We start from the raw sequence: 14,563 nt of genomic DNA on the forward strand, positions 1-14,563 counted from the left end.
ATATGCGCCTTTCTCAGACTAATTTAGGCATTTTGTGATCTAGGTACTGCCTAAAGAAATTGATCTGGCTCAATTTTTACAAACTGTATCTATCATCATTATTTTAGATATACTTCTGCACATCTATTACCCTATCACTTGGATATATATCATGGCACAACTACTACACACCATGCTCCGTGTTGGCAACCTTGAACGCAGTATCGAGTTTTACACCAAAGTTTTAGGCATGAAATTGCTAAGACAGAGCGAGAACAGCGAATATAAATACACTTTGGCTTTTGTCGGATATGACGAAGAGTCAACGGGTAGCGCAGTTATAGAACTGACTTATAACTGGGGAACAGAGTCTTATGATCACGGCAATGCTTTTGGTCATATCGCAATCGGTGAAGAAGATATTTATGCCCGCTGTGAAGCAATTAAAGCGGCCGGTGGTAAGGTTATCCGCCCTGCTGGACCCGTTGCTGGCGGCACAACTGAAATCGCTTTTGTAGAAGATCCTGATGGCTATAAAATTGAATTTATTCAAATGAGTTCTGCTGAAAACGGTTTAGGTTAGTTTTTAAAGCAATAAAAAAGCGCCCTAGGGCGCTTTTTCTTTAAGTTCTCAACCGTTTAGATTTTGAAACTTGCTTGAAGGTAGAAATAACGTCCAAGTGTGTCATACGTGTACGGATCGGTGTTAGCGTCGTTATTACCTGAGTAATATGGCGGTTCTTTATCAAATAGGTTGTTAACACCTAATGACAATTGAAGTCCATTATTGAAGTAATATGAGCCAGAAATATCGTGGTAAACAACACTTCCAACTGTTGGAGCTAAACAGCTTGCATCTGCTGCTTGACAGTCATAGCTATCCATACCTGAGATATAACGAGCCTGATAGTTAGCAGACCAATCTGCACCTTGTACGCCTAAGTCAAAGTTACTCTTAACCTTGGCAAAGCTACCCATACCCGATGTGATATAGCCAGCATAATCGATAGATTGACCAGATATTTCAGACACGTTCTCAAGCAGAATAGTCGTATCTAGACCGGTTCTCCAATCTAAGCCCAACACTTCAAATGTATAGGCTAGGTTCACGTCAATACCTGAAGTATCTTCTGCACCGATGTTTTGTAGCTGATTATTAAATTTAATTTTGCCGCTTAATGGATCATACGTAATATTAGCCGATTGACAAAGCGCTGTGTCTTTATTGATTTGTTCACCAGAACTATTCATACACTGCTCTGCGATATAGTTTGAATCAACTAACGCAATAGAGTTAGTGATTGAAATATCGTAGTAATCAGCTGTTACAGAGAATCCATCTAAATAACTAGGTGAATATACAAAACCTACAGTGAAGGTTTCAGCTTCTTCTGGAGTAAGGTTTTCGTTACCACCACGAGTCACTTCAGCTTGGTAGCTCTTCTCACCAGTTACAGGGTGAGTGATCTTATCAAATGAAGTCGCGCTTCCTGAATACAATTCATCAACTGATGGTGCTCTAAAGGCTGTAGATGCGACACTTCGTAGCATCAAGTCATCAGTCATTTTCCAAGTTAAACCAAGCTTCCATGTACTGTCACTACCAAATGTACTGTAATCGAAGTAACGTACTGCCGCACTTAAGTCAACTTGCTGAGCAAGAGGAAGATCTGCTAGCAATGGAATAGCTAATTCTAAGTAAGCTTCATTTACATCGTACTCACCTTCAGTTGGGTCAACTTTAGGATCGTTTGCTAGACCTTGAGCGGTTAGCGAATCAGGAATGAACCAAGCTTTCTCTTTACGGTGCTCGATACCCGATGCAAAGCCTAAGTAGCCAGCAGGCAACTCCATCACCTCACCAGAAAGGTTACCCGATAGAATTAGCATTTCACTACCACCAGTGTTTTGCTCGGTGTAAGTGTAGCCTTCCATGTTATCGCTTGCCCATGATGTTTGGTCTAATGGATTGAAGGTACCTTCTGTAATATCTTCATTTAGCGAGCCCATGTTAACCAAGTTAGCAAGACGGTCTACTGAATCATTACGGCCGTAGTTCACAGATGTGTCCCATGTCCAACCGTTATCTAGCATACCTTCTAGGCCAACAACAACACGCGCTGTATCGACAACTTGGCTGAATTCACGTGGTCCCACTTCAGTCAAACGACGAGCATAACCAAGATCGTCTCCATAATTGATACCATGCTCTAGTAAGCTATCACCCATAGCTTCAGTATACTTAAACTCTGTATAGATAGGTTGCGGTGCCATTTGCTGTTCTGACCAACGCTTTGAATACATAGTTTCAGTAAACAAAGTTGTATCGTCAGTTAAGTCAAAGTTCGCCAGTGCGGTGAAGTTTAAACGCTCCATAGGCGTGTATAAGAAGCTATCCGCAGAATAGTTATATGCATCTTCTACATGATTATATTCGTCCCAGCTGCCATCAGGGTTGCCTTGGTAGTCTCCATCTGGTCCATAAAGGTGACCATTCTCTGAGTAAACACTACCCGCACAAACCAACTCGCCGCCACTTTCTGTTAAAGGACATTCGGAAAAACCACGGTCCGCTTGGCTTGCTGAGCCACGCTTCATGTATTGAATGCCCATGACAACGTTACCGCCATCAAAGTTGCCGCCAGTGGTTAAATCAAAGCTCGTCTCTTCAGCATCACCTTGACCAGAGATACCGCTTTGAACATTTAGCTCTAAACCTTCAAAATCATCTTTAAGAATAATGTTTACTACACCAGCAACAGCATCTGAACCGTAAACAGATGATGCACCATCTTTTAGTACTTCAACACGCTTAATCATTGATACTGGGATGGTATTTAAATCTACCGTAGAAGCTGCGCCGGTACCTGAGTTAACCATACGGCGGTTGTTAACTAGAACGAGTGTTCTTTGTGAGCCTAAACCACGTAAGTTAATTGACGCTCCACCTTGTGAGCCGTTGTTAACGCCTGGGTTTGTCATGGCACCGCCAGTTGCGGTCATTTTTTGTAACACTTCATCAATAGAAGTCGCGCCAGAAGCCTTAATTGCGCTAGCATCGATTACAGTCACTGGAGAAGCAGTTTCCATATCGGTACGCTGAATGCGGGAGCCAGTAACAGCAATGCGTTCTACATCGGCGCCGACTTCTTCTGCGAAAGCTGTATTTGACACGGTAAAGGCTGTCGTAGAAACCGAAGCGATTAAACCGAACTTGATCGCTGTGGCCAATTTAGATGGTCTGTTCATTATGTAGTACTCCCTAACCTTTTATTTTTATATACACGCCATTTGTTATTTTTGGCGTTGGTATGGATACTGCAATTTCACGTTTATGCCGTCAATCGAGCAATTCATTAACTATTCACACTATTTTGTTAAATAAAATCGAACTAAAAGTAACGACAGTTAAATCGAAAACAGAATCATAATGCGCCCAACCGAACCAAGAAGTTAAATGCTCTGTAAAAACCTCCAAGCAAAGATAAAACAACCAAAAAGACTGCAACCTTTCATTAACCAGACCAAAGCGACAAAGTGTGACACGCATCACACTTTCTCACTATGGACTTTAGTAAGTCACAGTGTTTTAGAGCGTTTTTTTAGATATTGCTCATACTTTTTCGCATATAATCGAGCTAGTACTCAGTTGCTGTTCAGGAAGGCTTCGCTCTAGATTGACCAGATGTGAGCAAATGTAACAACTCGACAGAGTAACAATTCACAACTACGTACAAAGACATCACAACCTATATCTCAGTCTTGTGTTTCACTCCCGCAAGTCGATCTAGTCATTTAATCGAGCCTATAACTTGTAATGGCAATGGCACTAAGGACATCTTAATTAACAATGAGTTATTAACGATTGCACCTTATCAGTTAAGGCCATACTAATGTTCACAATTGAAGCTTTTAGACACAGGCAACCCATATTGCTGCACAATATTGAAGGCTAGAGAAAACGGCTGAGTAGGTATTGAGGAGCATTGCTGCCTTGCTCCTCTAATATTTGATGAATTTACTGAATTGGATAAGTAGAAGGTTTGGAACTGAATTTAGCGCTGCAGGACAGTGAAGTCCCTAACAAGGTTAAGACTCAGGCTGAATAATATTAAAGTGGTTATAGGCTCTTGGTGTGGCAATACGCCCTCTAGGAGTTCGCTGTATAAAGCCTTGCTGGATTAAAAACGGCTCTAATACATCTTCAATTGTTTCTCGTTCTTCACCAATTGCTGCTGCTAAGTTATCTAAACCAACCGGGCCACCCATAAACTTATCAATAATCGCAAGCAACAGCTTTCTATCCATATAGTCGAAGCCTTCAGCGTCAACATCTAACATATCTAATGCTTGTTCAGCGACAACTTTAGTAACATCTCCGCTATGTTTTACTTCGGCAAAGTCACGCACACGTCTGAGTAATCGGTTCGCTATACGAGGTGTACCACGAGAGCGACGAGCAATTTCAACTGCGCCTTCGTCATCAATTTCAAGATCCATTACTTTAGCTGAGCGAGTCACAATGCTTGATAAGTCTTTAACATTATAGAACTCGAGTCTAAGTGGGATACCGAAACGGGCTCTTAGAGGCGAAGTTAATGCTCCAGCACGGGTTGTTGCACCGACAAGCGTGAATGGTGGTAGATCTAGCTTAATTGAACGAGCCGCTGGCCCCTCTCCAATCATAATATCTAACTGATAATCTTCCATTGCTGGATATAAGATCTCTTCAACCACGGGGCTTAAACGATGGATTTCATCGATAAATAACACATCGTTTGGCTCTAGATTCGTCAGCAGCGCGGCCAAGTCACCCGCTTTTTCCAACACGGGTCCCGATGTTGACTTAATATTCACGCCCATCTCATTAGCTACAATCATTGCTAATGTGGTCTTACCTAGGCCGGGAGGACCATAAATCAGCATATGGTCTAGTGCTTCACCGCGGTTTTGAGCAGCTTGAATAAAGATCTTAAGCTGTGCGCGAGTATCATCCTGACCAGTATATTCATCCAGCAGTTTAGGTCGCATGGCGCGATCAACGGCTTCGATTTCATCACGCTCAATTATATTAGGGTGTATGAGTCGATCTGCTTCAATCATTTAATTTCCTTAAAGCATCGATTTGAGTGCTGATTTAATCAGGGTTTCAGATGTCATGCCATCTGTATATACCGCCGAAACGGCTTTGCTAGCCTGCGCTGGCTTGTAACCTAGAGAAAGCAATGCGGCAATTGCATCTTCTTCAGCAGTATTCACCGCCTCAGGAACTTTATAATTAGACTGCAGCATAAACTCGCGTTCAGAGCCGACAGAAGCTTCCATCAAACTCTTGAGCTTGTCGCGCATTTCAACTAATAAACGTTCAGCAGTTTTCTTACCCACACCTGGCAATTTCACCAATGTAGCGATATCGTCACGCTCAACACAAGCCACAAATTCACCCGCGGTCATGCCTGATAAAATCGTTAACCCCAGCTTAGGCCCAACACCATTAGCCTTGATTAGTAGCCTAAATAAGCTTCTTTCTTGCTTTGAAACAAAGCCATATAGCAGCTGTGCATCTTCTCTGACAACAAAATGCGTATAGATCACCGCTTCTTGGCCAAGTTCTGGTAACTCGTAAAAGCTGGTAAGTGGCATTTGGATCTCATAACCAACGCCAGCAACGTCGACCAGTACTTCTGGTGCCTGTTTTTCAATAAGTATTCCGCGAATACGACCTATCATTTATATCGTCCATATGTTCTTACATTTGCTCTGCCGCCCAAGGCAACTAAGCTCTGGCTAGTGTGATAATGACACACCGCCACACCAAGCGCATCAGCTGCGTCGGCTTGCGGCGCGCTTGGGAGTTTAAGTAGTTGTTGGATCATGTGCTGAACTTGTGATTTCTGCGCTCGGCCAGTTCCGACCACAGCACTTTTAATCTGAGTTGCACTATATTCGGCTACAGGCAAATTCGCCGCTGTGGCTGCAACGATAGCTGCGCCTCTTGCTTGACCAAGTTTCAATGCGGAATCCGCATTCTTAGCCATAAACACACGCTCAATGGCAAACTCATCCGGTTGATACTGTCTTATGATTTCGGACAAACCATCGAAAATTTGCTTTAAGCGTAGAGGTAACTCATCAGAGCTAGTACGAATACAGCCACTGCCTACATAAACTTGCTGCCGGCCGACACATTTAATCACACCGTACCCAGTGATCCTAGATCCAGGATCGACCCCCAAAATAATGGCCATATTTTACTTATTCCAGACCTTCCATCACTTCGTCAGAAATTTCTGCATTGTGATACACCTCTTGAACATCGTCATGATCTTCAAGATTATCAATTAAGCGCAAAAACTTAGGTGCTGTATTAGCATCCAAGTCAGCTTTGGTTGAAGGGATCATGGTTACTTCAGCATTGACCGATTCAAGCCCTGCATGATCCAATGCATCTTTAACGCTACCGAAATCTTCAGGCGATGTCAGCACGTCGATAGAACCATCTTCGTTAGTCACCACATCTTCAGCGCCCGCTTCTAACGCCGCATCCATAACCGTATCTTCATCGACACCTTCATATGAAATGATGCCTTTCTTTTCGAACAGATAGGCAACTGAACCATCTGTACCTAAGTTACCACCAGATTTGCTAAATGCATTACGCACACCCGATACGGTACGATTTTTATTATCAGTCATGGTTTCAACCAGCACTGCTGTGCCGCCGGGGCCATAGCCTTCATAGATAATGGTTTCTAATACTTGGCCATCGAGCTCACCTGCGCCACGCTTAATCGCACGTTCGACCGTATCTCGGGTCATATTGTTTGATAGAGACTTATCAATTGCTGCACGTAACCGTGGATTCGAATCTGGATCTGAGCCGCCTTCTCTGGCAGCAACGGTTAATTCACGAATAAACTTGGTAAACAACTTACCACGCTTTGCATCTTGCGCAGCCTTGCGGTGTTTTATGTTGGCCCATTTACTATGTCCTGCCATATCCATCCCCTTTGCTTATACCCAAAAGACCTACAATGACTAAACTGCAATTAACTACAGCAAGTTAGACCTGTACCTTGTGGCTTTTATTGAAAGTCGCTTGGGTATATTTTATCGAAAAAAAAGCCGAGTCTTAACTCGGCTCTTATAACGCTTTATTATTCAGCGTCTTTAGTTTCTTCTTTGGACTCAGTCTCTAAAACACCAATACCAAGTTCAGTTAATTGAGCAGGATTAGCAAATCCTGGCGCGTTGGTTAACGGGCAAGCTGCGGTGGTTGTTTTAGGGAACGCCATCACGTCACGAATTGAGCTAGCACCTGTCATCAACATAATGATACGGTCAAGACCGAACGCTAGACCTGCATGTGGTGGTGTGCCATAACGCAATGCTTCAAGTAAGAAGCCAAACTTCTCACTCGCTTCTTCGTCGTTAATACCTAGAATTCTAAATACTGCAGACTGCATCTTGCTGTCATGAATACGTACAGAACCACCGCCTAATTCACAGCCGTTTAGTACCATGTCATACGCATCAGAAATAGCCGCAATAGGGTTTGCTTCAAGCTCTTCTGGCGTCATGTTACTTGGCGCAGTGAATGGGTGGTGCATTGCATGCAAGCCGCCATCAGAAGTGCGTTCAAACATTGGGAAGTCAACAACCCAAAGTGGCTTCCACTCGCCTTGTAGCAAGTCAAAATCTTCACCCGCTTTAAGACGTAGCGCGCCCATTGCTTCAGCAACGATGTTAGCTTTATCAGCACCAAATAGGATTAGATCGCCAGTTTGCGCGCCAGTGCGCTCAAGTAGAGCCTTAACCACATCTTCGCTTAGGAACTTAAGTACTGGAGACTGAATGCCTTCCATACCTTGGCTAAGGTCATTCACCTTCATCCAAGCTAGGCCTTTCGCACCGTAAATAGTCACGTACTTAGCGTATTCGTCTAACTGTTTACGTGAAAGCTTAGCGCCACCAGGAATGCTTAATACCGCAACGCGACCTTCAGGATCGTTTGCAGGGCCGTTAAATACTGCGAACTCAACTTCTTTAACGATGTCTGCAACATCAATCAACTCTAGAGGGTTACGTAAATCTGGCTTATCAGAACCGAAACGACGCATCGCTTCTTCAAATGTCATTTTAGGGAACTCACCTAAATCAACATTTAACAGCTCTTTAAATAGTCCACGTACCATCTCTTCAGTCTTATCCATCACCTGCGTAGAGGTCATGAATGACGTTTCGATATCGATTTGAGTAAATTCAGGCTGACGGTCAGCACGTAAGTCTTCATCACGGAAGCACTTAACGATTTGGTAGTAACGGTCAAAACCAGACATCATCAACAACTGCTTAAACAATTGTGGAGATTGTGGCAATGCGAAGAACTGGCCTTTATAAGTACGGCTTGGTACTAAATAATCACGCGCACCTTCTGGTGTCGCTTTAGTGAGAATTGGCGTTTCAATATCTAAGAAACCGTTACCATCTAAGAAACGTCTTACTGCACTGGTCACTTTTGAGCGAAATACAATGCGGTCAGCCATTTCTGGACGACGTAGGTCTAAATAACGGTACTTTAAACGCTGCTCTTCAGTGTTGTGCTGATTTTTGTCCATATTGATTGGTAGTGGTGCTGAGCTATTCAAAATAGTTAGCTCTAGACCCAAAATCTCAATCTCACCAGTACGCATATCGGCGTTAATCTGGCTATCTGGTCTTGCTCTTACAAGGCCTTTAATCTGAACACAAAATTCGCTGCGTAGTGTGCTTGCAACATCAAAAACTTCAGGAAGGTCTGGATCATAAACAACCTGAACGATACCTTCTCTATCACGAAGATCGAGAAAAACTACGCCGCCCAAATCTCGGCTGCGATTAACCCAACCCACTAGGGTCACTTCTTGACCTACGTGAGACTTATTGACGTCTCCACAATAATGACTGCGCATTTAACTCTTTCCTTTATTCCGCAAAGCGATGCTTGAGGATCTGGTTCAAAACAAGACAAAAGCGGCATTATAGAGAAATATTGCCGTTTTCCAAATAACTTCTCGACTAGTCGGCTAACTATCAATCAATTTGGATTAATAATTGAATAGTTTTGCTTATTTTAGCAAATCTAAGTGCTCCTATATGCCCGACCACCCGCATTTTTAGCACGATACATCTGTTTATCTGCTGTTTTCAATAGTGCATCGATACAATCGCCATCTTTAGGATAAATTGCGATCCCTATACTGGCCGACACTGATATAGCTTGCTGGTTAATAACAAAAGGCTGGTAGAGACTCACTAACAAACTTTCAGTGACATCATTAACCGACTTTAAATCTTTTATATCATTTAAAATAATCACAAATTCATCACCACCTAGACGCCCTACGGTATCTGATCGGCGGATGCCATTTGTCAGTACTTCGCTTACATGGACAAGTAACTTATCACCGACTTGATGCCCATAGCTATCATTGACCTGTTTAAAGTGGTCTAAGTCAATGAACACTACAGCAAACTGCGCCGTGTCCCTCGCATGTGACAATATAGCTTGTTCAAGACGGTCTTCAATTAGCGCACGATTCGGCAATTGAGTAAGGCTATCGTGTTTAGCTGAGTGTGCCATTTTAGTTTCAGCTTCAATACGCAAAGCGATCTCTTTTCGTAAACGACGATTCGCTATTAATGCAATAATCGCCACCATGCTTAGCGTCGTAAACACCAGAATACCAATCTTCACTTTGTTTTCATATTCCTCACGACCAAGTTCAATGGTCTGAGATCCCCACTTTTGATGGATCTGCTGCTGTAGAGTGGGATCAATATTTGCCAAGACCGCGTTAATTAGCGGTATCAGGGCCCTCTTACTATGGTGTACACCAAAGTGACTGCGCTGCTCAGCAAAGTCTACTAGCATCGACATTTTTAAGTTAGAGTACTGCTCGCTTCGAATACCGCTGTTTAGATTAACGACCTTATCGATGAAAACATCTGCTTGACCTTGACTCACCGCACGTAAGCCTGCATCACTGTCTGGCACCAATATTAATTTCAGATTTGGATACTTTTGCATCAGGTCACCCACAATATGGTAACCCTCAATAACGGCAATTCGCTGCCCACTCAGATCGTCTAAACTATAGGTATTCACGCTATTTAATGTGGTGACTATTCCCCAAGGAGAGGGCCAATATGAATCAGAAAAACTTAATTGAAATTCACGTTCAGTGGTTTTTGCCACACTGCCTGCGATATCAACTTCACCACTGACTAGAGCGTCAAGTAAGTTACTCCATTCATCAAAAACTTGCGTTTCAATATCGAGCCCCAGTTCATTACCTATAATATTGACGATTTCACTATTAATCCCCGCATACTGACCCGCCTTTTGATACTCCATCGGACGCCAATTACGAAGGTAACCTACCTTTACAGTGCCAACCTCATCAATTATTCGCTGCTGAACAGGCGTTAAGTTGATTAGACCTTGCTGGCTCTTATAAATTCTATCTTCAGGATTCAACATCCATTTCCGTTCAATTTGCGCTAATTCACTTTGAGAGATCAGCGTAAAACCTGCAGCTATTCTTTGAGAAAACCCTTGTTGGCTACCACGATTAAGCACGTATAAATCGGTTTTAAATTCAAGCCCCATATACTGATGAAATTGCTCCCAATTGTGATTTAACAGCAAATAATGCTGAGTCCAGGCCGCGGCAGCAACAAATGCACTCACCTCTCCTTTTTTTGCCGCCTCTATCATGCTATCGACAGAATGGTAATAACGGATCTCTGACTCGGGAAGAGCATCAATGAGCTCTGATAGGTAGGGAGATGTAGCCGAAACAGCAATGACTTTCCCCTTTAACTCAGCAACATTTTGTAAGCTTTGCTCAAACGAGAATAACCGACTGGTCACCCGATAAATGGTATGAGCGCGATTCAGCCCCGTCTGCATCGACGCACTCTCAGGGTAGCCTAAATGCACGTCGGCAATTCCCCTCTTTACATTGTCGATGCTCTGTTTCATGCTGCCAGCCACAAAACGGATCGGCAGCCCTGTTTTCTCAGACCATAGCTTCCAAATATCAATTAACAAACCGTGAGGAAAACCATCTGCGCCAATATCAGCAAATGGTTCAACTCCCACTTGCATCGCAATCACGATATCATTTTGATATCTAAGATTGCCCAACCACTTGTGCTGATGCTCTTCAATGATCTCTGGACTGATAGCCTCAAATCCGGATGTTATTTTTAATCTTAATGCTTTATTTTCGACCTTTAATGCAGGATAGAGGTAAAATGAAGAGATGAGTTTACGCTTATCGAGTGGGTATTTAACCGAAATGGTGTTGTTAATCTGGCTTTCTCTTAAAAAGCCTTCAAGCCCCACAAATACAAACACCTCCTCATCCATCACAGCCTTCAGCAATTCGCTACGATTATCAAAATAAGCGAATGTCAGTTTTGGCTCTAAACCCTTTAAAATTTCTATCTGTGCAGCACCTTTAACGACTCCAATTCTGTAAGGAATTATGTCGGAAAACGTTTTTGGAATGGGAAGCTGGTAATTGAGATAAAGAAAACTATTTACACTGGCAACTTTTGATGAAAAAGCATACAACGCATCTCTTGCGTTTGTTTTTGCCATACCGATATGAACATCAGCCCGACCTCTGTCTAAGTCACTAAGGGAAGTAAGCCAATCTACAGGTTTAAAAATGACTGGAGTTTGAGTCTGTTTCGACCACTCTAACCAGATATCAACCAAGAGCCCACTGGGTTGATTGTTTTCATCTACAAACTGGAATGGGTAAGTATCATTACTCATGGTTATGATAAGCGGCGACTTATCAACTGCCGTTGCTGAGATAGCCGGAAATGTGACGAACATTGCTGCTATTGTAAGCAACAAACAAGTGATAGTTTTCAATTACATTTCCCAAGAAGTTAAAAATATGCGTACCTTTTGTTTCAATATTGCTATTAGACAAAATTTTATAAGGAAATTCTAGTGCTAGTCTTGCCGCTTATAGCCATGTTTAGCTAGAATGAGCTGTTGAACTCCCACAATTTGATCACATGAACTCTTCTCAAGACAATCTCTTTGCTAAGCCATACGAACATGTCAGCGATTTTCAATTCGACGACAAGGTAGCAGGTGTATTTAACGATATGATCAGGCGCTCTGTTCCTGGTTATGGTCAAATCATTAATACCATAGGTGATTTAGCACAAAAATATGCGACTCCAAACAGTAAAATTTATGATTTGGGTTGCTCATTAGGTGCTGCGACTCTGAGTATTCGCCGCCGTGTCGAAGGCCGTAATTGCCAAATTATCGCTATCGATAATAGCGAGTCTATGATTGAGCGCTGTAACGAAAACTTATCTGCTTATGTGAGTGAAACGCCTGTCGAGCTAGTGTGTGGTGATATTCGTGATATCAAAATTGAGAATGCTTCATTAGTCGTGCTTAATTTCACGATGCAGTTCCTTGCTCCTAGCGATCGTGAAAACCTGCTTAACACTATCTATCAAGGTCTTTTGCCTGGTGGTTTGCTGGTACTTTCTGAAAAGCTGTACTTTAAAGAAGAAAAAATCCAATCGACATTAGATGATTTACACCTCGATTTCAAAAGAGCAAATGGTTACAGTGAGTTAGAGATCAGTCAAAAACGCAGTTCATTAGAGAATGTGATGAAGCCAGATACGCTCATCGAACACGAAAATAGGATCAGAGCACAGGGATTTAGCCAGTTCAGCGTTTGGTTCCAATGTTTTAACTTTGCATCAATGGTGGCAATCAAGTGATTAGCTTTAGCTCGTTTTACAAACAAATTTCAGACTCTAGCCTACAACACTGGCTAGAGACGCTTCCATCAATTCTTGGTCAGTGGCAGCGTGAACACAAGCATGGCTCCTTACCAAAGTGGGAAAAAGTGCTCAATAAATTGCATTATCCTGATGCCGACGTTATCGACTTTAAAACCAGTGTAAAAATTGGTTCAGGTGAACAGTTAAGTGATGGCGAAAGAGAGAAGCTTGAAAATCTTTTAGGGATTTTTAAACCTTGGCGAAAAGGCCCCTACTCACTGCACGGCATTGAAATTGACACCGAGTGGCGCTCAGACTGGAAGTGGGACCGTGTTGTGCCACATATATCGCCACTCGCCAATCGTACCGTTTTAGATGTGGGTTGTGGTAGTGGTTATCATATGTGGCGAATGTTGGGTGAAGGCGCTAAGCATGTGGTGGGTATCGACCCATCACCTTTATTTATGTGCCAGTTTGAAGCGGTGAAACGCTTAGCGGGTAATGAACATCCAGTTCACTTCTTGCCGCTTGGCATTGAAGAGCTACCACCGTTAGATGCCTTTGATACCGTTTTTTCAATGGGGGTGTTATACCACCGCCGCTCACCTATCGATCATATTTATCAGCTAAGGGATCAGCTTCGTACTGGCGGTGAACTGGTACTTGAAACGCTAGTGATTGATGGAGATGAAAATACCGTACTCGTGCCAAAAGACAGATATGGAAAAATGAATAATGTGTGGTTTTTACCCTCTGTTGATGCACTAATGCTTTGGCTAAAGAAGTGTGATTTCACGGATATACGTTGTGTTGATGTGGATGTGACTTCACTTGCAGAGCAAAGAAGGACTCAATGGATGCCAAATGAATCATTAGTAGATTATTTAGACCCTAATGATGTTAGCCTAACGGTTGAAGGCTATCCGGCGCCTAAAAGGGCAACAATCATTGCCACTAAAAATCAGCCTAATAAAGATTTGATCTAGCCAAAATAGTAAATGGGAAGCACTATGTTCAAGCAGATAATTTGTATCGCCGCAATAACAGCCCTTATGTCAGGTTGCGCAACGACTAAAGAAAACAACGCCCCGATCCCGATTGATGCCGCGGCATTAGAAACCAGTCTAACTAAACAAGAAGCCAATATTCTTGGTGCTATCGATACCTGCAATCAAGCACAGTCGGCAGGCTTTGCTTCGCTAACCACACAAATTGAAGAACTCAATGCCAAGGTTGCCCAGCTTAATGTCAAAGAAAAAGCTGCAGTTGTTCCGGTTGTCGCTCCAGTGCAATGCCCGCCTTCACCTATTGGTGACAAGTTCATGCTAGGCGCTATCGAGAACGTGTATGTTGATGAGGTTAAAGCAAGCTTTGATACTCGAATTGACACTGGCGCCGAATCTTCATCACTGGATGCCCGTAACATCATCCTATTTGAAAGAGATGGCAGTCAATGGGTTAGGTTCGACGTATTCACTCAAGGTGACAAGCAGCCTGCTAAGACATTTGAGTCAAAGGTAGAACGTTTTGTAAGGATCAAACAAGACTCTGATGAGAAAAGTGACCGTAGACCGGTTATCCATGCTCACTTAGAAATTGGCCAATATAAGGCTGAGACAGATCTGAACTTAAGCGATCGTAGCCATTTGGAGTATCCATTGCTACTTGGTCGTAAGTTTATGCAAGACATCGCGGTAGTCGATGTTGGGCAAACTTTTATCCACGGAAAAAAACAAGACGCTAAGCCGTCTAAAACCAATAAATAGGA

Annotated in this window: 11 protein-coding genes; 4 read left to right on the forward strand and 7 right to left on the reverse strand. The window is 42.8% G+C overall.

Going from position 1 to position 14,563, the window contains the following annotated elements; translation table 11 throughout:
* Positions 1–151 precede the first annotated feature (151 nt).
* The gene (gene gloA, locus K5Q73_RS10810) at positions 152–562 is read left to right on the forward strand and encodes a lactoylglutathione lyase (RefSeq protein ID WP_220763358.1); all 411 of its coding nucleotides are present in this window, start codon (positions 152–154) and stop codon (positions 560–562) included.
* Between the two features lie 56 nt (positions 563–618).
* On the opposite strand, the gene K5Q73_RS10815 is transcribed toward gloA, so the two are convergent.
* The 7 genes from K5Q73_RS10815 to K5Q73_RS10845 form a co-directional block, all read right to left on the reverse strand.
* Complete coding sequence (locus K5Q73_RS10815) at positions 619–3,228, reverse strand: TonB-dependent receptor (RefSeq protein ID WP_220763356.1); 2,610 nt, start codon at positions 3,226–3,228, stop codon at positions 619–621.
* A gap of 840 nt (positions 3,229–4,068) precedes the next feature.
* A complete protein-coding gene (ruvB, locus tag K5Q73_RS10820) occupies positions 4,069–5,082 on the reverse strand; it encodes a Holliday junction branch migration DNA helicase RuvB (protein WP_220763354.1) in 1,014 nt (337 codons plus the stop codon).
* A 9-nt stretch (positions 5,083–5,091) separates the two neighbouring features.
* Positions 5,092–5,709, reverse strand: a complete 618-nt coding sequence (ruvA, locus tag K5Q73_RS10825; RefSeq protein ID WP_220763352.1) for a Holliday junction branch migration protein RuvA — start codon at positions 5,707–5,709, stop codon at positions 5,092–5,094.
* Positions 5,706–6,227: a crossover junction endodeoxyribonuclease RuvC gene (gene ruvC, locus K5Q73_RS10830; protein WP_220763350.1), complete on the reverse strand. Its 522-nt coding sequence runs from the start codon at positions 6,225–6,227 to the stop codon at positions 5,706–5,708. The genes ruvA and ruvC overlap by 4 nt, the downstream gene beginning before the upstream one ends.
* A 7-nt stretch (positions 6,228–6,234) precedes the next feature.
* Positions 6,235–6,978 (reverse strand): YebC/PmpR family DNA-binding transcriptional regulator, encoded by a 744-nt coding sequence (locus tag K5Q73_RS10835; protein ID WP_220763348.1) that lies wholly within the window; start codon positions 6,976–6,978, stop codon positions 6,235–6,237.
* A 158-nt stretch (positions 6,979–7,136) separates the two neighbouring features.
* Positions 7,137–8,930 carry an aspartate--tRNA ligase gene (gene aspS / locus K5Q73_RS10840; protein ID WP_220763346.1) on the reverse strand — a complete coding sequence of 598 codons (1,794 nt, stop codon included), beginning with the start codon at positions 8,928–8,930 and terminating at the stop codon, positions 7,137–7,139.
* Positions 8,931–9,100: 170 nt separating this feature from the next.
* Positions 9,101–11,911, reverse strand: a complete 2,811-nt coding sequence (locus K5Q73_RS10845) for a diguanylate cyclase domain-containing protein (protein WP_259650794.1) — start codon at positions 11,909–11,911, stop codon at positions 9,101–9,103.
* Positions 11,912–12,060: 149 nt separating this feature from the next.
* Here K5Q73_RS10845 and cmoA point away from each other — a divergent pair, with 149 nt between their 5' ends.
* Genes cmoA through K5Q73_RS10860 form a run of 3 tightly spaced genes read left to right on the forward strand, consistent with a single transcriptional unit; the run spans position 12,061 to position 14,561 of the window.
* Positions 12,061–12,792, forward strand: coding sequence for a carboxy-S-adenosyl-L-methionine synthase CmoA (gene cmoA / locus K5Q73_RS10850; RefSeq protein ID WP_220763337.1), 732 nt, complete (start codon positions 12,061–12,063; stop codon positions 12,790–12,792).
* Positions 12,789–13,781 (forward strand): tRNA 5-methoxyuridine(34)/uridine 5-oxyacetic acid(34) synthase CmoB, encoded by a 993-nt coding sequence (gene cmoB, locus K5Q73_RS10855; RefSeq protein ID WP_220763335.1) that lies wholly within the window; start codon positions 12,789–12,791, stop codon positions 13,779–13,781. The genes cmoA and cmoB overlap by 4 nt, the downstream gene beginning before the upstream one ends.
* A 24-nt stretch (positions 13,782–13,805) precedes the next feature.
* A complete protein-coding gene (locus tag K5Q73_RS10860; protein WP_220763333.1) occupies positions 13,806–14,561 on the forward strand; it encodes an ATP-dependent zinc protease in 756 nt (251 codons plus the stop codon).
* Positions 14,562–14,563 lie beyond the last annotated feature (2 nt).

It is taken from the genome of Shewanella sp. MBTL60-112-B2, from assembly GCF_019655055.1.
GTDB lineage: Bacteria > Pseudomonadota > Gammaproteobacteria > Enterobacterales > Shewanellaceae > Shewanella.

What these genes read in the sequence shown, in the direction of transcription:
- ruvC (WP_220763350.1), bottom strand. Translation starts at nt 6,227, where the DNA reads ATGGCCATTATTTTGGGGGTCGATCCTGGATCTAGGATCACTGGGTAC.
- cmoA (WP_220763337.1), top strand. Translation starts at nt 12,061, where the DNA reads ATGAACTCTTCTCAAGACAATCTCTTTGCTAAGCCATACGAACATGTC.
- K5Q73_RS10815 (WP_220763356.1), bottom strand. Translation starts at nt 3,228, where the DNA reads ATGAACAGACCATCTAAATTGGCCACAGCGATCAAGTTCGGTTTAATC.
- aspS (WP_220763346.1), bottom strand. Translation starts at nt 8,930, where the DNA reads ATGCGCAGTCATTATTGTGGAGACGTCAATAAGTCTCACGTAGGTCAA.
- ruvA (WP_220763352.1), bottom strand. Translation starts at nt 5,709, where the DNA reads ATGATAGGTCGTATTCGCGGAATACTTATTGAAAAACAGGCACCAGAA.
- K5Q73_RS10860 (WP_220763333.1), top strand. Translation starts at nt 13,806, where the DNA reads ATGTTCAAGCAGATAATTTGTATCGCCGCAATAACAGCCCTTATGTCA.
- K5Q73_RS10835 (WP_220763348.1), bottom strand. Translation starts at nt 6,978, where the DNA reads ATGGCAGGACATAGTAAATGGGCCAACATAAAACACCGCAAGGCTGCG.
- gloA (WP_220763358.1), top strand. Translation starts at nt 152, where the DNA reads ATGGCACAACTACTACACACCATGCTCCGTGTTGGCAACCTTGAACGC.
- ruvB (WP_220763354.1), bottom strand. Translation starts at nt 5,082, where the DNA reads ATGATTGAAGCAGATCGACTCATACACCCTAATATAATTGAGCGTGAT.